Annotated in this window: 18 protein-coding genes; 12 read left to right on the top strand and 6 right to left on the bottom strand. The window is 64.2% G+C overall.

The genetic code is table 11. The features are described 5' to 3' along the window. The first annotated feature begins 121 nt into the window (after positions 1 to 121). The 4 genes from AC5RU9_RS20050 (at position 122) to AC5RU9_RS20035 (ending at position 5503) form a co-directional block, all read left to right on the top strand. The gene (locus AC5RU9_RS20050) at positions 122 to 691 is read left to right on the top strand and encodes a GNAT family N-acetyltransferase (protein WP_494017850.1); all 570 of its coding nucleotides are present in this window, start codon (positions 122 to 124) and stop codon (positions 689 to 691) included. A gap of 215 nt (positions 692 to 906) precedes the next feature. After that, positions 907 to 1194: an HU family DNA-binding protein gene (locus AC5RU9_RS20045; RefSeq protein WP_011776355.1), complete on the top strand. Its 288-nt coding sequence runs from the start codon at positions 907 to 909 to the stop codon at positions 1192 to 1194. A gap of 125 nt (positions 1195 to 1319) precedes the next feature. Next, positions 1320 to 3530 carry a bifunctional copper resistance protein CopD/cytochrome c oxidase assembly protein gene (locus AC5RU9_RS20040; RefSeq protein ID WP_494017849.1) on the top strand — a complete coding sequence of 737 codons (2211 nt, stop codon included), beginning with the start codon at positions 1320 to 1322 and terminating at the stop codon, positions 3528 to 3530. After that, entirely contained in the window at positions 3530 to 5503 is a 1974-nt protein-coding gene (locus AC5RU9_RS20035) for an NHL domain-containing thioredoxin family protein (RefSeq protein WP_494017848.1), read from the top strand. Before AC5RU9_RS20040 ends, AC5RU9_RS20035 begins: the two co-directional genes overlap by 1 nt. A gap of 165 nt (positions 5504 to 5668) precedes the next feature. On the opposite strand, the gene AC5RU9_RS20030 is transcribed toward AC5RU9_RS20035, so the two are convergent. From AC5RU9_RS20030 to AC5RU9_RS20015, 4 genes are all read right to left on the bottom strand, one after another. After that, positions 5669 to 6649 (bottom strand): hypothetical protein, encoded by a 981-nt coding sequence (locus tag AC5RU9_RS20030; RefSeq protein WP_494017847.1) that lies wholly within the window; start codon positions 6647 to 6649, stop codon positions 5669 to 5671. Between the two features lie 151 nt (positions 6650 to 6800). After that, complete coding sequence (locus tag AC5RU9_RS20025; protein ID WP_494017846.1) at positions 6801 to 8495, bottom strand: helicase HerA-like domain-containing protein; 1695 nt, start codon at positions 8493 to 8495, stop codon at positions 6801 to 6803. Between the two features lie 9 nt (positions 8496 to 8504). After that, positions 8505 to 9023, bottom strand: coding sequence for a GNAT family N-acetyltransferase (locus AC5RU9_RS20020; RefSeq protein ID WP_494017845.1), 519 nt, complete (start codon positions 9021 to 9023; stop codon positions 8505 to 8507). Between the two features lie 24 nt (positions 9024 to 9047). After that, entirely contained in the window at positions 9048 to 10961 is a 1914-nt protein-coding gene (locus tag AC5RU9_RS20015) for an FAD/NAD(P)-binding protein (RefSeq protein WP_494017844.1), read from the bottom strand. Between the two features lie 288 nt (positions 10962 to 11249). On the opposite strand from AC5RU9_RS20015, the gene AC5RU9_RS20010 reads away from it, so the two are divergent. Genes AC5RU9_RS20010 through AC5RU9_RS19975 form a run of 8 tightly spaced genes read left to right on the top strand, consistent with a single transcriptional unit; the run spans position 11250 to position 18714 of the window. Beyond that, positions 11250 to 12215 (top strand): amino acid ABC transporter permease, encoded by a 966-nt coding sequence (locus AC5RU9_RS20010; RefSeq protein WP_211713550.1) that lies wholly within the window; start codon positions 11250 to 11252, stop codon positions 12213 to 12215. After that, complete coding sequence (locus tag AC5RU9_RS20005; RefSeq protein WP_494017843.1) at positions 12212 to 13144, top strand: amino acid ABC transporter ATP-binding protein; 933 nt, start codon at positions 12212 to 12214, stop codon at positions 13142 to 13144. The genes AC5RU9_RS20010 and AC5RU9_RS20005 overlap by 4 nt, the downstream gene beginning before the upstream one ends. A 10-nt stretch (positions 13145 to 13154) precedes the next feature. Continuing rightward, positions 13155 to 14174, top strand: a complete 1020-nt coding sequence (locus tag AC5RU9_RS20000) for an ABC transporter substrate-binding protein (protein ID WP_494017842.1) — start codon at positions 13155 to 13157, stop codon at positions 14172 to 14174. Continuing rightward, the gene (locus AC5RU9_RS19995) at positions 14171 to 15337 is read left to right on the top strand and encodes an LLM class flavin-dependent oxidoreductase (RefSeq protein WP_494017841.1); all 1167 of its coding nucleotides are present in this window, start codon (positions 14171 to 14173) and stop codon (positions 15335 to 15337) included. The genes AC5RU9_RS20000 and AC5RU9_RS19995 overlap by 4 nt, the downstream gene beginning before the upstream one ends. Next, on the top strand, positions 15321 to 16142 hold the full coding sequence (locus AC5RU9_RS19990; protein ID WP_494017840.1) for a DUF1684 domain-containing protein: 822 nt from the start codon (positions 15321 to 15323) through the stop codon (positions 16140 to 16142). The genes AC5RU9_RS19995 and AC5RU9_RS19990 overlap by 17 nt, the downstream gene beginning before the upstream one ends. Then, complete coding sequence (locus AC5RU9_RS19985) at positions 16139 to 17200, top strand: LLM class flavin-dependent oxidoreductase (protein WP_494017839.1); 1062 nt, start codon at positions 16139 to 16141, stop codon at positions 17198 to 17200. Before AC5RU9_RS19990 ends, AC5RU9_RS19985 begins: the two co-directional genes overlap by 4 nt. 9 nt (positions 17201 to 17209) lie before the next feature. Beyond that, on the top strand, positions 17210 to 18556 hold the full coding sequence (locus AC5RU9_RS19980; RefSeq protein ID WP_494017838.1) for an NtaA/DmoA family FMN-dependent monooxygenase: 1347 nt from the start codon (positions 17210 to 17212) through the stop codon (positions 18554 to 18556). Beyond that, positions 18553 to 18714 carry a hypothetical protein gene (locus tag AC5RU9_RS19975; RefSeq protein ID WP_494017837.1) on the top strand — a complete coding sequence of 54 codons (162 nt, stop codon included), beginning with the start codon at positions 18553 to 18555 and terminating at the stop codon, positions 18712 to 18714. Before AC5RU9_RS19980 ends, AC5RU9_RS19975 begins: the two co-directional genes overlap by 4 nt. Here AC5RU9_RS19975 and AC5RU9_RS19970 read toward each other — a convergent pair. Then, on the bottom strand, positions 18711 to 19907 hold the full coding sequence (locus tag AC5RU9_RS19970; protein ID WP_494017836.1) for an FG-GAP repeat domain-containing protein: 1197 nt from the start codon (positions 19905 to 19907) through the stop codon (positions 18711 to 18713). The genes AC5RU9_RS19975 and AC5RU9_RS19970 overlap by 4 nt on opposite strands. Positions 19908 to 19980: 73 nt before the next feature. Then, positions 19981 to 20421: a GNAT family N-acetyltransferase gene (locus AC5RU9_RS19965; RefSeq protein WP_494017835.1), complete on the bottom strand. Its 441-nt coding sequence runs from the start codon at positions 20419 to 20421 to the stop codon at positions 19981 to 19983. Positions 20422 to 20423: the final 2 nt, after the last annotated feature.

Below are 20423 nucleotides of genomic sequence, written 5' to 3'. Positions count from 1 at the left end.
CACCCGGGAGGGTGTGGGAGAGTAGGACACCGCCGGACACACATTAACGGGGAGCCCCGACCACCACGGTCGGGGCTCCACCCATTTAACCCACACAACACAACACAGGTATTGTCATGGGATGAATCTCACCCGGAGCCTCCCTTTTGACGCCACCGGTACCCCCGCCAGCCACGGCTTGCTGACCCTCCGCCCGTTGGAATCCCAGGATGGCGGCCCCCTGGCCGCCGCCTACGCACGGAACCGCGACCACCTGGCCCCGTGGGACCCTCAACGCAGCGACGAGTTCTTCAGCGCAGCCGGTCAGGCTAAAGATGTGGCAATCAAGCTGAACCTGTTCGCAGCCGGCAGCGAGGTGCCGTGGGTCCTTACCGCTGGCGAAAGGATCATCGGAAGAATCACGCTCTCGGGCGTCGTCCGCGGACCCTTTCTCAGCGCGAATATGGGTTATTGGATTGACCAGGAGTTCACTGGCAGGGGCCTTGCCTCTGCCGCAGTGGGACAAGTCCTCACCATGGCTGCGGAGGAGCTCGGACTCCATCGCGTTCAGGCCGCCACCCTGGTCCATAACCTGGCCTCGCAGGCGGTACTCAAGAGGTCTGGATTCGAGCGGATCGGGATGGCGCCGGACTATCTGCAGATCGCCGGGGAGTGGCAGGACCACGTCCTGTTCCAACGCATCCTGTTCTGACCGGGCAGGGCAATGGGTCCCAGCCAACGGCGCAGGGTACGCCAAGGGCGTAAACCGGTCCCAAAAACCCCGAAAATCCGGTGATTTTGGTCAAAAAGGCGCGGAAACACGCGGAATTTGCTGGTCATGGCTGCCCAAGCTGGTAAGTTTTCGAACAGTGGCTTGCTCGCATTCCGCTTGAAAGCTCAAAAACGTATGAGTCCAGGAGGACGTAAATGGCTAAGAACCGTAGTGAACTCGTTGCAGAGGTAGCAGGCAAGGCTGGCACCAGCCAGGCAGCAGTCAACTCCGTGCTCGATGCACTGTTCGAAGTTTTCGAGACTTCTGTCGCCGCTGGCGAAAAGATCACCATCCCGGGCTGGCTCGCAGTTGAGCGCACCGACCGTGCAGCTCGCACCGGCCGCAACCCGCAGACCGGCGAAACCATCCAGATCGCAGCCGGCCACAGCGTCAAGCTGACCGCAGGCTCCAAGCTGAAGGCTGCTGTCGCCAAGAAGAAGTAACTACTCTTCGGCGAACGCCTTGAAGGGACGGCAACCTGTTGGTTGCCGTCCCTTTTGCTGTTAGTTAATGCACATAGCGCCACTTACGATTCGCAGCCCGGCAGCGGGTAGCGGACAATGGATAAGTGCCATCAGCAAGAAGCTCCGCAACTGCCCCTTCGCCCGTTCCCAAGCCGGGACCGCGTGGAGGCGATTCCGTCGCGGGAATTTCCCTTCCGTGGCAATTGGCCGGCTTGGCGGTGTTGTTTCTGGTTCTTACCGCGGCCCTGATCTTCTCCGGAGCTTCGGCGGCCCGGCAAGTCTCCGACCCCGGCGCCCTGGTGCGGTGGGGCCTTCCCATCGCGAAAGCCGTACACAACGTATCCGTGGCCACCGTCGTTGGTGGACTGATCTTCGCCGTCGGCATTCTGCCCAAGAACCTCGGCGGATCCCGATCACGTGAAAAGGATCTGGACGCTCCGGAGCATCCCGCGTTTGCCCGGGCACTTGCGGTCGCCGCAGCAGCCGGTGCCGCATGGACGTTGTCGGCCGTAGCTGTTCTCGTCCTGACGTATGCGGATGTTGCTGGACAGGCACTCTCGGGAGATGCGGAGTTCACCAAGTCCTTGGTGTACTTCATGACCGACATCGACACCGGTAAGGCGTGGCTCGCCGTCACCATTATCGCCGCGGTGGTAACCACGGCATTGTTCGGCGTCAGGTCCCTGACGGGTCTGGCCTTCACACTGCTTTTGGCCCTCATTGGACTCGTTCCTACTGCCCTTATTGGGCACTCTTCAAGCTCCAGCGACCATGAAGGTGCCATCAACTCACTGGGCCTTCACTTGGTTGGAGTCTCAACATGGGTGGGCGGCATCATCATGCTCGCCGTCCTGTCCGGACTCCTTACGGGTTCGCGAAGCAAGGGGAGCCCCGATATCACGGAGCAGACGCTGCGGCGCTTCTCCGCCCTGGCAGGTTTCGCGTTCGTCCTGGTGTTCGCCTCGGGTGTCATCAACGCAGCAATCCGCGTAACCAACCCAGCGGACCTGTTCGGTTCGCCCTACGGCCAGCTGATTGTAGCCAAGGCGCTGGCCACTTTGGTGTTGGGCGGCATTGGTTTCATGCACCGCCAATGGGTCATCCCCCAGCTCGGCAAGAGCGGCTCCATGTCTGCGCGCCGGGTGCTGTGGCAGTTGGTTTTGGTTGAGCTGCTCGTGATGGGTGCGACGTCGGGACTCGCCGTTGCGCTTGGGCGCTCGGCTCCGCCGCAACCCACCACCTACGCGCCGGACGCATCGCCGTCGTTCATCCTTTCCGGCTACGAACTGCCACCCGAACTGACCCCCGAGCGATGGCTCACTGAATGGCGTTTCGACTGGCTGTGGGTAGGTGTAGCGCTATTTGGCGCGGTCTCCTACATCATGGGCATCGTGAAGGTCCGCAGGCGTGGGGACAAGTGGTCCTGGTTCCGGGCCGTGAACTGGATGATCGGCCTGGTGGTGCTCACCTATATCACTTCCGGCCCACCCGCTGTTTACGGCAGGGTACTGTTTTCCGCGCACATGGTGGACCACATGGCCCTCACCATGGTGGCGCCGATCTTCCTGGTCCTGGGTGCGCCGGTGACCCTCGCCTTGCGCGCTCTCCCTGCCAGGGGCGAAGGCGTCCATGGCTCTAGGGGATTGCGCGAATGGTTGTTGCTGTTTGTCCACTCCAGGTTCTCGCAGATCGTCACCCACCCGCTGTTCGCCGCTGCGAACTTCGCAGGCTCGATCGTTTTGTTCTATTACTCGGATCTCTTCGGCCTGGCGATGCGCGAGCACGTTGGCCACGAGCTCATGAATGTCCACTTCCTGCTAACGGGCTACATTTTTGTGCTCAGCATGATCGGCAGCGATCCCCTGCCACGCCGTGCCCCATATCCGATGCGCCTGCTCCTGCTGCTGGCCACCATGGGCTTCCACGCTTTCTTTGGCGTGGCCATCATGGGTGGTACGGGGCTGCTCGCTGCGGACTACTTCGGAAACCTCGGCCGTTCATGGGGTCCGTCGGCCCTGGGAGACCAGCAACTGGGTGGCGCCGTAGCTTGGGGCATCGGCGAAATACCCACGCTGCTGGTCGCAATCGGGGTGGCCGTCATGTGGTCCCGCTCGGATGAGCGCGAGACCCGCAGGGTGGATCGGGCCGCCGATAGGAATAACGACGCCGATCTCAGTGCTTACAACGATATGTTTGCCCGCCTGGCTGATCGCGACGCCAAGATGGCGGGCCGGAGCACGCAACCTACCCGGACGGACACCACTACGGACCCCGCCGGGCAGACTGAACCACATACCAAGCTGGAAGGACGCTGATGAGCGAAACCGTACGAACCCAACTCCGGGTCCGGGCCTCCGAACTGGAGGGCCGCGGCTGGCTCAACACGGGCGGCAAATCACTGGATCTCGAATCCCTGCGGGGAAAGATCGTGCTGCTCGACTTCTGGACCTTCTGCTGCATCAATTGCCTGCACGTCCTGGATGAGCTCCGCCCGCTCGAGGAAAAGTACTCGGACGTCCTGGTGACGGTAGGCGTGCACTCGCCCAAGTTCGAGCATGAGGCCGATCCCGTGGCATTGGCTTCAGCCGTTGAGCGCTACGAAATCCACCACCCGGTCCTGGACGACCCCGGGCTCGCGACGTGGAAGGCCTACACGGCCCGCGCATGGCCCACGCTTGTTGTGGTTGACCCTGAGGGCTACATCGTGGCCCACCTTTCGGGTGAGGGCCACGCCGGCGGCCTCGCCGTGCTGCTGGAGGAACTCGTAGCCGAACACGAAGCCAAGGGAACCCTCCACCGCGGCAATGGTCCATACGTGGCTCCAGAGCCGACGTCGGGCACGTTGCGCTTCCCCGGGAAGGCCACCCAACTCGCCAATGGCAACTACCTCGTAGTGGACTCCGGCCACCACCGGCTGGTGGAGCTCCGCCCGAACCTTGAGACCGTGGAGCGCGTTATTGGCTCGGGGACCAAGGGGTACCTGGACGGACAAGCTGAGATCGCCCAGTTCAACGAGCCGCAGGGCGTAGCTTTGCTCCCGTCTGAGCTCGCCTGGAAGCTCGGATACGACGCCGTCGTGGCCGATACGGTGAACCACCGGCTGCGTGGCGTGACGCTCAGCTCCGGTTACGTGCAGACCGTCGCGGGTAACGGAGTGCAGCGCCTGCTGGATGCCGGTCCCGCACGCGTGACGGACACTGGTGCCGGTACGTGGTCCGAACACCACGACGACGGTCCGGCCGACTTCGCGGCGGACTCCGTGGACGTTGGAGCGCTGGGACTTGGTGCTGAAGTTTCGCTGTCCTCCCCGTGGGATGTGGTGTGGAGCGGGAAGCTGCAGCGCGTGGTTATCGCCATGGCAGGTACCCACCAGATTTTCGCCTTCGACCCCCTAAGCAATGAGGTCTCCATCCTTGCCGGGTCCGGGCTTGAGGGCCTGTTGGACGGCAAAGCCGAGGAAGCCTGGTTCGCCCAGTCCTCGGGCCTCGCGATCGATGCGGATGACAACATCTGGGTTGCCGATTCCGAGACGTCGTCCCTGCGCCGGCTGGTTGTCAGCGATTCCGGCGTGACGGTCGAGACCGCAGTGGGGAAGGGGCTGTTCGACTTCGGGTTCCGCGACGGCGATTCCGCTGAGGCGCGTCTCCAGCACCCACTGGGCGTCACGGTTCTCCCTGACGGTTCGGTGGCCATCGCCGATACGTACAACGGTGCCGTTCGCCGGTACGACCCCGCCACCAAGTCAGTGTCCACGCTGGCGCGTGGCCTCGCTGAGCCGAGCGACGTCGTCGTGGTCCAGGTGGAAGGCAGCGAGCCGCTTCTTGTAGTGGTGGAGTCGAACAAGCACCAGCTGGTCCTGGTTCCCATCCCGAAGGAAGCCCAGCAAGTGGACGAGGGCGCATCGCAAACGCACCGCCCCAAGAGCCCCGTCACGCCGGGAAACCTTGAACTGGCAGTGCGTTTCAAGGCTCCCACGGGCCAGAAGCTTGACGACCGCTGGGGCGACCCGACGCAGTTGAAAATCTCCTCCACACCGCCGGAACTGCTGGTCTCCGGTGGAGGAACGTCGATGGGCCTGCTCCGCACCCTTGAACTGTCAGCGGACGTCCCCGAGGGAATCCTTCACATCACGGCCCGCGCTGCAGCTTGCGATGGCCCCGAGACAGAGGACGGCGAGATCCCGGATCACGCCGCCTGCCACCTCTACCAACAGGACTGGGGCATTCCGGTGGTCCTGCAGGCTGACGGTGAATCGGAGCTGGTTCTGGACTTGCGAGGCATGGACTAGGTCCGTCGGATAGGCCCGGGTCTGCCCCTGAGGGTGGACCCGGGCCATTTCCCGTTTAAGCCCATTCATTTCAGCAGATTTAAGCCATCCAGTTCAGCAGTGACCCAGGAAATCCTCCAGGCGTGGAGGCCGAAAACGTGCACGACGTAGAACGCCCGGAAGGCCCTAGAACGTCAGGAGTGGCGTCACGGTGACAGTGTCGCCGGAGATGTCCAGCTGGGTGGTGAAGCTGAAGTCGTGCTCGACGCTGAGGTCTTTGCCGTAGCCCGTGAAGAGGTCGATTTCGCGGGCGGTCAACGTCGCCTTGCCGTTCAGAGGCGCCACAACCCACTTGCCGCCAAAGGGCTCAATGGTGATCTTGGGGTATTCCGTAATGGCCCACTTGATGGTTCCGTCCACTACCCGCGCGTTGCTGACATGGTAGAAGGGGCAGTCCGGCTGGAGTCGCTGCTGTTCCGTGGCCTGGGCGGCGCACGTGTCCAGGAATTCCCGGACTTTGCCCGCCACAGCTTCATTCATGGCTTTTGTGGACCGGGTCTGCAGGTTCAGGGGCGCTTGGCCTCCGTCGCGGGAGGACACTAGGGCCGATGCCGGCGGAGCCTCGAAATAGGTGCCGTTCAGGCTTGCTTCGTATCTGCCGGGGAAGAAAACGGCGAAGGTGTTGCGGCCGTTGGGCATGTTGACGGGGACGCCGTTGAGCGTTGCTTCGCTGGCATTCACTACGGTGACGTCAATGGTGGGCAGAGTGGTGGGCACGAAGGCCCACTTGGTGAAGAACAGCCACTGGGTTCCGGTGCGCTCCATCAGGAACTCGGTGTGGAGGCGGTTGCCGTCCAGGGTGTATTCCACGGGCACGGCCATCCGGTTGCTGCCGCGCGCTTCGGGGTTCCCCACCTTGACGTCTGACATCTTGGAGGCGGCGGTTTGTAACGCGGTTCCGTCCAGCATCGCGGCGTTAGCGCTGGGAACTTTGGCCCTCAACAGCCCCAGTGCTTCTTCGCCTTCGCCCTTTTGCAGGGCTTCCAGATATTCCTTGACGGGCTGCTGGGGGCTGGCCACCGAGGAGCTCACCAGGTTGATGCACACGATGGCTCCGGCGGCAGCAAGCATCAGACCGAGCAGCCACCCGGCTGCGGTCTTGACCATCGCTTGACTCAACTGCACGCCCTTTACGTTACCTGCCACAGCCGCAATCACTGTGCACGAAGGCGTCGGAACGTCTTATATCCACCGTTTGGAGAAGGCTCGACGGCGGGCGGCAGCTGAGCATCCCACCGCCCGGGGCCGCTGAACAGGACTAGCGACGCCGACGCGAGGAGGTGCCGAAGACTCCGCGCATGAGGTCGCGGCCGAGCTGGGTGCCCATGGAGCGGACCATGCTCTTGAGGCCACCGCCCAATGCACCTCCCAAGGCGCCGGCTATGTCGCCGAACATCCCGTCCTGTGGGGCGGGCGCGGGAGCCGGGGCAGGCGCGGGCGGGGCCGGGTAGGACTCAGGGGTGGAAGCCCGCGAGCTTGGACGGCCCAGGATTTCCTCCTCGATACGGCGGGCTTCGGCGTCGATGTCTGCCTGCGATGCTCCCGTAGCGGATGAGGGAACAGGAGGCAGCCCCGGTGCGGGGTCGCCTGTGGAGGCAGCGACCTGGCCGTTCAACTTCTCGTAGGCGGAGACGTTGTCCACCGCGGTGCCGTATTTGACCAGCAAGGAGGACGCAGCCACGGTGCTCCGGATGAGCTCGTCAGTACTGGGTCCCATGACGGATTCGGGTGCCCGGAGCCGGGTCAGGGCGACAGGCGTGGGAGCGCCTTTTTCGTTCATGACGGTGATGACGGCTTCGCCGATGCCAGCTGAGGTGAGTGTCTTCTCCAGGTCGTAGTCGCTGACCGGGAATGTGGACACAGTTGCCTTCAGCGCCTTGGCGTCCTCTGGGGTGAAGGCCCGCAAGGCGTGCTGCACCCTGTTGGCGAGCTGGCCCAGGATGTCGGCGGGAACGTCTTTGGGTGTTTGGGTGACGAAGAAGATGCCCACGCCCTTGGACCGGATCAGCCGGACCGTGGTGGTGATGGCTTCAAGGAAGGCCTTGGAAGCGTCGTTGAAGAGCAGGTGTGCCTCGTCCAGGAAGAAGACGAGCTTGGGCTTGTCCAGGTCGCCGGCTTCGGGCAGGTCTTCGAAGAGGTCGGCGAGGAGCCACATCAGGAAGGTTGAAAACAGCAGGGGCTTGGTCTGCAGCGTGGGGAGCTCCAGGCAGCTGACCACTCCGCGGCCGTCGGGTGCCGTGCGGAGCAGCTCGGCGGTGTCGAACTCCGGTTCGCCGAAGAATTTCTCCATGCCCTGAGCTTCCAACCCCACCAGTTCGCGCAGGATCACACCGGCCGTGGCTTTGGAGAGGCCGCCCAGGTTCTCGAGTTCGGCTTTGCCTTCGTCCGAGGTGAGGAACTGGATGACGGCGCGGAGGTCCTTGAGGTCGATCAGTTCAAGGTTCTTCTGGTCGGCGAAGTGGAAGATCAGCTGGAGGCTGGATTCCTGGGTGTCGTTGAGGTCCATGATGCGGGAGAGCAGTATGGGTCCGAACGAGGTGATGGTGGCGCGGACCGGGATGCCGTTCCCGTCCCCGCCGAGTGAGAGGAACTCCACCGGGAAGTTCTTGGCTTCCCACTGCTGGCCCAGCGCGGACGTGCGGGCCGTCAGTTTCTCACTCCCGGTAGCGGGCGTGGCCAGCCCGGACAGATCGCCCTTGATGTCGGCGAGGAAAACCGGAACACCCGCCGTCGAGAGCTGTTCGGCAATCATGTGGAGGGTGACGGTTTTGCCGGTACCGGTGGCTCCGGCCACCAGGCCATGCCGGTTCATCATGGCCAGCGGGAGCCGGACCTGCGCTTCCTTGTGGACTTCGCCGTCCACGATCGCGGCACCAAGCTCAATAGTGGCGCCTTCCAGGGTGTACCCCTGCTGGATGGTGGCGAGTTTTTCGGCAGTGCTTTTGTTGGCCATGCGCATAGCTTAGCTGTGCGGGGCAAGATCCTTGCTGAACGCCAAATGCATGATTTCCTCGGGGTCCGCGTCGAGGTCGAACAGCGCCGTGTACCCTGTGGCCAGGTACAGGTTTTTCGCTTCCGGCTGGCGCGGTCCTGTGGTCAGGTAGAGCTTGGCGTAGCCGCGGCGCCGGGCCTCGGCTTCGAGCTCGACGAGAACGCGACGTGCCAATCCGCGACGGCGATGGGCGGAGTGGGTCCAAATCCTCTTGAGCTCGGCTGTGTCCTGGTCGTAGCGGCGGAAGGCGCCGCCGGCCACGGATTCGCCGTTCTCCTGGATGATGATGAGCGCACCGTGCGGAGCCGCGAACTCTTCGGCGGGGTACCGGTTAAGTTCCTCGGCCGCGCCCTCGCTGCTGAACAGGTCCCCATAGCGTGCCTCGTATTCGACGGCGAGCTCGTCCAGGAGCGGGCGGACGCGGGGATCGTCCATGGGCAGGCTCAGGACGGTGAGGCCCGACGTCGGGAGGGTCGGCGAGGTGGTCATGTCATGCCTTTCGTAGGTGGAACCCTAGTTGGGTTGGAGCGCTGGGACGACGGCAACCGTGGACAGGATCCTGCGTGCCAGGGCGTCGTTTTCCCGGAACGGAGCTGCGTTGGTGTTGGGACGGGCAAAGGCCCCCGCGCCCCACCCCGACGTCCACGGACCCACCGCAAACAAACCCTTCTGTGGAATACCAACGGGGGACAATACTTCGTGATTCCCGGAGACCAGGAGTTTCCCCGTGGAGTGGGCTCCTTCGGAGGTGAGCAGCCGCTGTTCGGTGCCCCATCCGGCGTCGTGCAGGTGCAGCAGGGCCGGGTTGGCGGACCGCTCCACGGAGGCCGAAGGCAGCCGTGCCTCGATGTAGGCGGACGCGTCCACCACCACCGGCGACTGGAAGGAGCCCGCAACGAACCGTCCGAGGGTTTCATCAGCGCGCACCCACATACCCGGGCCCAGGAATTTCAGGAGTCCGGCCCTATGCAGCGCGAGCATCTCACGGAGGCGGTGGGAAGGGGGCCCGGAGTCAACGAAGCTGAAGAAGCCGTGCCACCAGCCGTGGATCGCCTGCTGGGAGCGGGCGTTGAGCCGCTCCTGCGGGACAAGCCGGCCGAGATCCATGTACACAAACAGCAGCGCGGTGAACAACGCGAGGGTTTCGGAGTGGTCGCTGCTGGTGCGGAGGTTGAGGTCGTTCTGGATGTAGGCGGCAACGGAGCGCTGCACCGCGTCATGGTCGGCGAAAGCGCATCCGCTCAAGGGGTGGTCGAGCTTCTCCAGATCCAGGCGGAGTGCCGGATCCGGGATAGACACGGCCACCAGTTCTTCCCGCGCGGAGCTGTACCAGGGGGCGGCGTCAAAATGGGCTTCGAAGCTTTCCCACGTCCCCAGCACGCGTGATGGGTAGCCGGTGAACAGTTCCCGGTAGTAGGCGTAGCCGGCATCCTTGGCGATGAGCGGCCACAGCTGCGTCCGGAAATCGAGCTCCTGATGCTCAGCCAACAACGCCTGGACAGCCTCCGCAGTGAAATATCGGGGACGGGCAACCGGCTCACCGCGCAGCTCCGAGGAGATTTTGGAGTGGTACGGCACCCCACGCCGCGACCCTGCCCAGACCCGTGGCTCGGCGCCGGACGGAACGTAGTCAAGTTCGCCGTCGGGCCTTTCCTCGAAACGTCCACCGCGGCCCTGAAACAACAGCACCAACAGGTCAACGAACGCGAGCCCCATTCCGGAGACGATCACGTCCTGGCCTGCCTCCACCGCGGAGTAGTCCACATCCGTGGTGTACGACGGCGGCGCATGGAACCCGCCATGCGTGGCAGCAAAGTCGCTGAGGCGGGCGGACTCAGGATCCAGCAAAGAATCGGTGTGGCCCAACGCGTAAACCACGACGTCGGCAATCACCTCAGCGCCGGAAGCCAGCCTCACGTGGTGGGAACCGTCGTCGGAAGCGCGTTCGACGGCGGTTGCCGTGTCCTGATGGACCGTGACTGTCACGTCGGGGCCGAGGGAGGAGACGGCCCGGCGGAAGAACCACTCAAGGTACTTGCTCTGGAGCTGGCGGGTGGGGAAGGACGCAGGAGTCAGCGAATGGAGCTGCTCGAGCACGTGCGGCTCCAGGGCAGGAACGTCCCGGATGGTGCCGTCCAGCACACCCGCGGCCCAGGTAGAGAGGCCCGGGCCATCAACCGTTGGACCGTCGCAGGCCACCGAAGCGTCCGTGAACATGGTGACGTCCGCGGCTGTTGAGTTGAGCAGCAGGCCGGGGTCCTGGTCGTAACGCCAGATCCTGCCCGAGCCCGGCTGGTGTGGCTCGATCACGTGGATGTCCAACGGACCATCGAACAGCGCTGGGCGGTTGGCGGCGAGCCGTTCGAGGACGCCGGCCGTGCGCGGGCCGCCGCCAATAAAGGCGAGGGCTGGAACTCGTGACGGCATGGGATCTCCTGGCAAACAGTGGTTGGTGCAGTCCAATCTAGGGACCCCCGGGCACGCCGGTCGAGGAGCGGGTAACGGCCGTTCACTACGCGTCACACCGCGTTAACGCAGGCAAAGAAGAGACGCATTTGACGGTTGGTGAAGGAATTTATGACGTCATGCGAAGCCCCGAGAAGTCGCGCTAAGCCGGGTGAAGAAGTGCAAATTGCTGCCTTGCTGACGGCTTCGGCGCGCCCATAGATTGGCAGCCATCCAATAGACAACAACCGAACTGAAATGAGGTGGCGCATGAGTGCAATCGCACCGCCTGCCACGGCGGACACCGCACCGCCCACCCCGGACTACTCCGAGTACAAGCTGGTCCCGGCCCGTCACCCCTGGCGTTGGGTGGGCACGGTGCTGGTTGCGGCCGGCGTCGCAGCCATCGCCTGGTCGCTGGTGACCAACCCCCGCTGGGAGTGGGGCGTGGTGGCCCAATGGTTCACCGCCCAGTCCGTTGTCAACGGTTTGGTGGAGACCCTCAAACTCACGGCCATCTCCGGTGTCCTCGGCTTTGTGCTTGGTTTCATCCTGGCCCTCATGCGCCTGTCTGCCTCGCCGCTGCTGGTCTCGGTGTCCTGGACGTTCTCCTGGATCTTCCGCTCCACCCCGCTGCTGGTCCAGCTCCTCCTTTGGTACAACCTGGGCTACCTTTACGAGAAGATCAGCCTGGGCATCCCCTTCACGGACGTCCGCTTCTTCGAAGCCCAGACCACAACGCTCATCAGCCAGTTCGCGGCTGCCGTTCTTGGCCTCACGCTGAACCAGGCCGCCTACTCCGCCGAGATCATCCGTGGCGGCATCCTCTCCGTTGACCAGGGCCAGCTGGAAGCTGCGTCCGCTTTGGGCATCCCGGCGTGGAAGCGTTCCACCCGGATCGTGCTGCCCCAGGCCATGCGCGCCATCCTGCCCAACGCCTTCAACGAGATCATCGGCTTGGTCAAGGGGACGTCGATCGTTTACGTCCTGGCTTACTCCGAGCTTTTCTACACCGTCCAGGTCATCTACAACCGGACCCAGCAGGTGCTGCCGCTGCTCCTGGTGGCCACCCTCTGGTACGTGGTGATCACTTCGGTGCTGAGCGTTTTCCAGTACTACATTGAGCGCCACTTCTCCAAGGGCGCCCTCCGGACCTTGCCGCTCACGCCGTTGCAGAAGGCCCGGAAGTTCTTCGCCACCCACGTTGCCGCTTCTCCCACGAAGGACGCCCGATGAGCATCATCGCAGCACGCAAGCAGAAAACGACGGCGGCACAGGCTGCCGCTGAGACCGCAGCCGGTGAGGCTGCCGGGGAAGCCCGCGGAACCACTGGCGCTACCGGGTCAGCCCAGGCAGCCAACGACTCAGCCCAGGCCAAGGCCGCAACCCGTGGACAGGTGGATATCACCAACGTCCGGAAGTCCTTCGGCGCCACCGAGGTCCTCAAAGGTGTTTCCCTCTCCGTCCGGCCTGGCGGCGTGGCTGTGATCGTTGGACCGTCCGGTTCCGGCAAGTCCACGCTCCTGCGAACCATCAACCACCTCGAAAAGGTCGACGGCGGCTACATCACCATCGACGGCGAACTGGTGGGCTACGAGGTCCGTGGCAACAAACTCCACGAACTGCGCGAGAAGGACATCCTCAAGCAGCGCACCAATATCGGCATGGTGTTCCAGAGCTTCAACCTGTTCCCGCACCTCACGGCCCTGGAGAACGTCATCGAGGCGCCGATCGTGGCGCAGAAGCGCTCCAAGGCCGAAGCCCGGAAGCGTGGCTTGGAACTCCTGGACCGGGTGGGACTGAAGGACCGCGCCGACGCCTACCCTCGCCAGCTCTCCGGCGGCCAGCAGCAGCGCGTCGCAATTGCCCGTGCGTTGGCGCTCGATCCGAAGATCCTGCTTTTCGATGAGCCCACTTCCGCCTTGGACCCTGAACTGGTCAACGAGGTCCTGGACGTCATCCGGGAGCTGGCCAAGTCCGGCACCACACTGATCATCGTGACCCACGAGATGGGCTTTGCCCGGGACGTGGCAGACACCGTGGTGTTCATGGATGACGGGCTGATCATCGAATCCGGCTCACCCCAGGACATCTTCGCCAACCCGCGCGAGGAACGCACCCGGAGTTTCTTCTCCAAAGTCATCGAACCAGCTTTCAACATCTAGGACTCCCTCCATGCTTCGCAAGACCCACGCCTTCGCCGCACATGAAACCACGCTGCGTCTCACCAAAACCAAGCTCCTGGCACTCGCTGTACTTCCCGCCGTCGTGCTTCCGGTGTTGGCCGGGTGCTCCGATCCCGGGGCGTCGGCTGCCAAGCCGGAATCCGAAGCTGCCAAGAACGGCATTGTGTACAACACCTCCGTTGACCAGAACCGGATCCGCGATGAGAAGGATGCCGCAGCGGCAGCCAAGGTTCCGGCGGGCATCGCCAAGGACGGCAAGCTGACTGTCGCAACCACGGCTGGCTCCATCCCGCTGTCCTTCCACGCGACCGATGACAAGACGCCCATCGGCGTTGAGGTGGACATCGCCCAGCTTGTGGCCGACAAGCTCGGACTGGAACTGGACGTGCAGGTGACTTCGTGGGAGAACTGGCCGCTCAAGACGCAGTCTGGTGACTTCGAGGCCGTGTTCTCCAACGTGGGCATCAACGCTGCCCGCGTGAAGCTGTTCGATTTCTCCACGTACCGTGCCGCCTACATGGGCTTTGAAGCGAAGAAGAGCTCCAGCTACGACATCAAGGGTTCGGACGACATTTCCGGGTTGAAGATCTCCGTGGGCTCCGGCACCAACCAGGAGAAAATCCTGCTGGCTTGGAACAAGGAACTCGAAGCCAAGGGCAAAGCGCCGGCCACGTTGCAGTATTACTCCTCCGACGCCGACACCATCCTGGCGCTCTCTTCCGGCCGCACGGATTTGAACCTCGCTCCCTACCCGTCTGTGACGTACCGCGAAAACACGCGTGACGACCTCAAGGTAGTAGGGAAGGTCAACGCCGGCTGGCCCGCTGAAACCCTGGTTGCCGCCACCACACTCAAGGGCAACGGACTGGCCCCGGCAATCACGGACGCATTGAACTCCACCATCAAGGACGGCTCCTACGCCAAGGTCCTGGAACGCTGGGGCCTCTCCGAAGAAGCCGTGACCGAGTCCAAGACCGTCACAGAAGCAACGTTTGGTACCGGCAAATGAAGTTCCAGGTCCTTGACATCATTCCGCACCTGAAGAATCCGGTGACGGGGGACATTGTCTCCACCGCCGATCGGCTCAACCAGGTAGTGGAGACGGCCCGCCGCGCGGAGGAACTCGGCTTCGACAGCTTCGCCGTCGGGGAACGCCACGCCGGTGAGTTCGTCTCGTCATCCCCGACGACGGTCCTCGCCGCGATCGCGGCCGTCACCAGCCGCATCCGCCTCCAGACCGGGGTCACAGTGCTCTCCGTGCTGGATCCCGTGCGGGTGGCCGAGGACTACGCCACGATCGACCAGCTGAGCCGCGGACGCCTGGAATTGGTGATCGGCAAGGGCAACGAGGTCCTGCAGTACCCGTTGTTCGGTTTGTCCTTGGACGATCAATGGGAGCTCCTGGCCGAAAAATACGCGTTGCTGCGGACGCTGTGGCGCAAGGAAAGCGTCACTTGGTCCGGTCGCTTCCGGCCTGCCCTCACCGAACCAACGACGACGACGCCACGCCCCTTTGCGGGGTCGCCCCGGATTTGGCACGGCTCGGCTACAACCCTGACGTCGGCTGCGCTCGCCGCCAAGTGGGGCGATCCGTTGTTCACGGCCAACGCCATCCAGCCGCGGGAAAACTACAAGGTCCTGATCGACCATTACCGCGAAGAGTACGAGCGCCACGGCCATGATCCACGGCACCAATATCTTGGCTCGGGCAGCGGCGCAGGTGGAGTGTTCATCGCGGACACCACCCAGGAAGCCATCCGCCAATACGGCCCGGTATACGAAGGACTGACTGCGGGCCGGAACGTGCCAGGCAACAACTCGCCATTCCGCGACATTGAGCACGCCGTGGCTGAGGGCCCCGCTCTGGTGGGAAGCCCGGAACAGGTGATCGACAAGATCCTCAGCTACCACTCCCTGTACGGCCACGATCTCCAATCGATCTCCCTGCCCACCACGTTGCCGTTCGAACAGCAGCTGGACATCCTGGAGCGCTTCGCCCTGGAGGTCATCCCGGCCGTCCGCGCCGCAGCCCCCACCACTCTGTGGGAATCCGGGGATCCGTTCGGTGGCAGGCCGGAATTTGCCGGGGCCACCGAACCCGACGCCGCAGCAACAGTCACCGCCGACCACGCCTTCAACAGGACGGACAACGCCCATGTCTTTGCACACTGAAACAGCACTCGAAGCCTTTAACGAGGAATGGCAGGAATGGCACGCTGCCCACGAGCGCAACCGGGCCCACCCGCATGGCTTCCTCGCAGTGACCCACCTGCACTGGCTCAGCAGCGAGGCGACGCGGCTGGAAGGCGCGCCGGGCACCTGGAGTGCGGATGACGACGTCGTACGGGTTGTCCTGGAGCCGGGCGAAAGCCTGGAGCGGGACGGTGTCCAGCTCAGCGGCAGCGTAGCGTTGGGACCCATCGAGGAACGCGGCGGGATCAACCTGGTTTCCGGCGACACCGTGATCGAGGTTGCCAAGCGCGGCGGCGAGTACATCGTGCGCCCGCGGAATCCCGAAAACCAGCTGCTGAAGCAGTACCAAGGGACGCCCGCCTACACGCCCAACGCCGCCTTTGCCGTGGCTGGTACCTTCGTGCCGTTCGAGACACCGCGCGCCACCACGGTGGGGGCCGCGGTGGAAGGCATCCAGCACGTGTACGAAGCTCCGGGTGAGATCCGCTTCAGGTTGGCCGGCGAGGAGTTGGCGCTGACCGCGTTCAACGGCTACGCGCCGGGCTCGCTGTCCGTGCTGTTCACCGACCAGACCTCCGGTAAGACAACCTACGCGGCCAACCGCTCGCTGTCCGTAGTTCCGGCCGCCGACGGAACTGTCCAGCTCGACTTCAATCGGGCCGTGAACCTCCCTTGCGCCTACACCGACCTCGCGACCTGCCCGCTGCCGCCCGCCGAAAACCGGCTTCCTGTGGCTATCGAAGCCGGCGAAAAGATCCCCTACGAACGTCAGGACCAGAAGTGAGCAGCAACAACAACCAAGCCGGGTTCCTGGCCATCGAACTGGACGGGGCGGGCTACGGCAACCTCGCCGCTGCCGTCCTCGCCGCCGAGTCCGCCGGATTCCACGTGGCAACATTCAAAGACGCACCCGCCGCCGGTCGGGTCAACGCACTCCAGCGGGCAGCTTTCGCCGGGCCCATCACGCGTACCATCGCTGTGGTGCCGGAAGTGGACACCGTCTATACGGAGCCGTTCCACATTTCCACCCAGCTTGCCAGCCTGGACTACGTCTCCGGTGGGCGTGCCGGCTGGATCGCTACCGCAGCGGAATCGCCTGAGGCGGCCGCCGCCGTCGGACGCGCCTTTGTTGAAGGTGACGTCCTGGCGCAGGAAGCTGCCGCCTCCATCGAGGTGGGCCGCCGTTTGTGGGATTCCTGGGAGGACGACGCCGTCATCCGCGACGTCGCTACCGGGCGCTACATTGACGTCGACAAACTGCACTACGTCGACTTTGAAACGCCCGCGGACTTTGCCGGGACGCCATATTCGGTAAAGGGCCCGTCCATCATCCCGAGGCCCCTCCAGGGCCAGCTGCCCGTGCTCGCTGCGGCGTCGCTGGTAGGCGAGGGCTTGGTCCCCGTGGATGCTGTCGACGCAGTCCTCGTCTCCGCGCCTACCGCGGAGCTGCTGGCTGCCGAGGTCCGGGACGTGCGGGCCCGGCTTGGTGCCGCTGTTGCGGTCGTTGCGGAGCTCGACGTCGTCCTGGACTCGCGCGGGCAGGACGCCGCAGCGCGCTTGGCGGCTTCCACGGAAAGCGGACGCGCGCGGTTCGCTGGCACCGCAGCCGACCTGACGGAACTTCTGGACTCGCTTCTTCAGGAGGCCGACGGCGTTCGCGTCCACCCCGCTGAGGTGGACCTGGACCTGGAGGAACTGTCACGGCTGGTCCTTCCGGAACTCAGGCGCCGTGGTTCGCTGCGGGCGCCCATCCAGGACGGGACGTTCCGCGACGTGCTGGGACTGGGGCCGGCGGATAACCGCTATTCGACATCTGCCGCGGCCACCGCCGCCGGAAAGTAGGGGACCACCATGACACGAGACATTTTCCAGCCGAGCGGCCAGATCCAGTTCGGCATCTTCTTCCAAGGCGTCAACTCGGGCACCATCTGGAAGGCGGAAGAATCGGGATCACAAACGGACTTCGAGTCCTTCCGCCACATCGTCCAGACCGCCGAACGCGGAAAATTCGCGGCCTTCTTCCTCGGCGAAGGACTGCGGCTGCGCGAGCATCTGGGGCGCCCCCATGCGCTGGACGTGGTGGGCCGGCCCGACGCGCAGACGATGCTCGCCGCGCTCGCGGCCGTCACCCGGAACATCGGCCTCGTCGCCACCCAAAACACCACGTACAACGATCCCGCCGACCTGGCACACCGCTTGTCGTCGCTGGACCTGATCTCCGGCGGCCGGGCCGCGTGGAACGTGGTGACCACGGACAACGCCTGGACCGGAGCCAACTTCCGCCGGGGTGGGTACCTGGACCATGCCGACCGCTACAAGCACGCGGAAGCCTTTGTTGAAACGGCCAAGCGCATCTGGGACTCGTTGGAGACACCCACCGGTCCCGCCCGTCACGTCAGGCACGAGGGGCAGCACTACACCGTGGACGTCACACCGCGTTTGCCGCGCAGCGCCCAGTACCGCCCGGTGCTCTTCCAAGCGGGCGACTCTCCCGAAGGCCGCGATTTCGCTGCCCGCCAAGCGGACGTGATCTTCTCGGCACACCCCAGGTTCGATGACGCGGTGGAGTTCCGGCGTGACATCGTGACGCGCTCCGTAGCTGCCGGACGCGGTGCCAACGCCGTGCAGATCATGCCCGCCAGCGAGTTCATCCTTGCCGCCACCGAGCAGGAGGCACAGGAGAAAAAGGCCTGGGTCCGCAGCCTGCAGATCGGTCCGCAGCAGGCCATCGCATACCTGGAACAGTTCTGGGGCCGGGAGCTCTCCGCCTACGATCCTGACGGTCCCCTCCCTGAGATCGATCCCGTGGTGGAGGAAACGTCCGAGACGCGCGGCAGTGGATTCCATGGCGCCAAAGCCCGCCAGCTCGCCGATCAGTGGCGTGCAGAGGCCAAGGACAAGGGCCTGTCCATCCGTGGGTTCGTTACGTCCAAGACGGCGCGCATCGACTCAACGTTCACGGGTTCGTACACCGCAGTGGCAGACCACCTGGCCGAGTACGCACGGGTGGGTGCCGTGGACGGGTTCAACATCTCGCCGTGGCTCATCCCCACTGGCTTGGACGACATCGTGAACCACTTGGTGCCCGAGCTCCAGGAACGCGGCGTGTACCCGACGGAGTACCGCGGGACCACGCTCCGGGAAAACCTGGGGCTTGAGACGCCGGTGCGTTCCGAAGAGTCGGTACGGGTCTCGTGAACACGGGGCTCTTGCTGCAGCTTTGCCGTCGCTGGTTTGGTTTCACGCCGGACCGGCGCGGCAAGGCGCCCGACGGCGGCGAGGCGGCTGCCGCCGTCGTCGACCCTTCGCGTGGGACCATCAGCCTTCAGCTGACGGTGCTGGGGCAGCCGCTTTAGAGCAGATCCTTGAAGACGTTCCAACCGTTACCTATCGGCCCGTACGGGCCGTACAACGCTCCGGTTGATGCGCCTGTGGTGTAGCCGAGAAGGTTGCCGTCGGCGTCCACTGCAGAGAGCTCGTTGTATTTGGAGTGGCCGGAGCTGCCGAGTCCGGCCACGACGTTGAACGCCTCCCACCCAACGCCGACCTGTGCAGGCTGCTCCCAGCCACCTTCGCCGTCGGAGGGATACTGGTACAACCGGCCAGACTGATCGCGGCCGAAAATATCCACCGCACCATCGGCGTTCATATCACCGCCTGTGATGATCTTGTTCATGACCTGCCAACCCCACCCCACCTGCTCGGGCTCAAGCCAGCCGCCTTCGCCGTCGCCAGGGTAAAGGAAGAGGCCGCCGCCGGTGTCGCGTGCCAGCACATCGTTGGTGCCATCGCCGTTGAAGTCACCCGGTCCCACGATGGCATTGAAGATGCCCCAGCCTTGGCCTACCTGCCGGCGGGCCAGCCAACCGCCCTCACCATCGCCGGGGTACAGGAAGAGCTTGCCCGCGGCGTCCCGGCCCAGGAGATCGTTGAAACCGTCGCCGTCGAAGTCGCCCGGGGAGAACACGATGTCAAAGACGTTCCAACCCTGCCCCACTTGCTGGGGTTCGTCCCAGGAGCCCCAGTACGCAGGGCAAGGGCCTTCGCACATGCCCTTGTAGTACGTGTAGGTCCGTGGGTAAAGGATGAGCCTGCCGTCGTTGGTCCGGGCCAGGGGCTCGAAGTTGCCGCGCCCCGTCCATCCCATCGCCCGGCTGGACGCTTTGATCGGCCGTGTTTCCGCGCTCAGTTGCGTTCCTGTGGGACAACCGGTTGCGCCCGGAGTGAGCGGGTGCACCCTCAGCGATATCCGCCCGTCCTTGTCCTCGGGAAGGACTTTCAGGACATCGCCCTGCCGCTCCTGGGGAAGGGGCACACCGTCCCGCAACCATTCAAGCGTGATCCCGTCGCCTGAACCGTCAGGGTTTCGGCAACCGTTGTAGCTGTAGTCGTATTGGCGGCGCATTTCGGCACCCACGTATGGGACGCCGTCGATGTACGGTGTTGGCTGGGACGCTGCTTCGGAAGGGCCCGTGCCCAACAGTCCCGCCGCCAAGCCCAAGACGGCCGCCGAGGCAAACCTGACAGTGCGCGCTTGAATAATCCCCATTTGTTTCCCCCCGGAAGCCGGCATCGATGGTGCGTAGGTTTGTGCTGAGGCTACCGCACTTGCGGGGGTCCAGTCAGGGGGTTGCGGTAGAGACCATGAAAACGTCGATGGGATCCTCGGATTCCAACACGAACCCATGGCGTTCATAGAGACGCCGGGCAGGACTGCCCTGCAGGACGTCCAGGCGGAACGGCCGGTGATCCGCCGAAGCTGCCATGACATGCCGGAGCACGGCACCGCCCAGGCCTTTGCCCTGATGGGTGGGAGCCACGTAAAAGTGTTCAATCCACAGGGCATCCGCTTCCGGGCGGACTGCGATCACCCCGGCATCCACGCCATCGGAATGGATCACCGAGGTATGTTCCGGCTGGAATCCCTTCAGGAAACGCTCGCGGACCCGCACGGGATCGAATCTTCCAAGGCGCTCCAGGTCCGGGCGCATCACCACCGCACGAAGCTCGGCGATCCACGCCGCGTCGGAGGCTACGCAGGGACGAAGAATGAAATCAGCCATGC

This window comes from Arthrobacter sp. B0316-5-4 (assembly GCF_059090325.1).
This window is presented reverse-complemented; position numbering and strand designations above follow the sequence as displayed.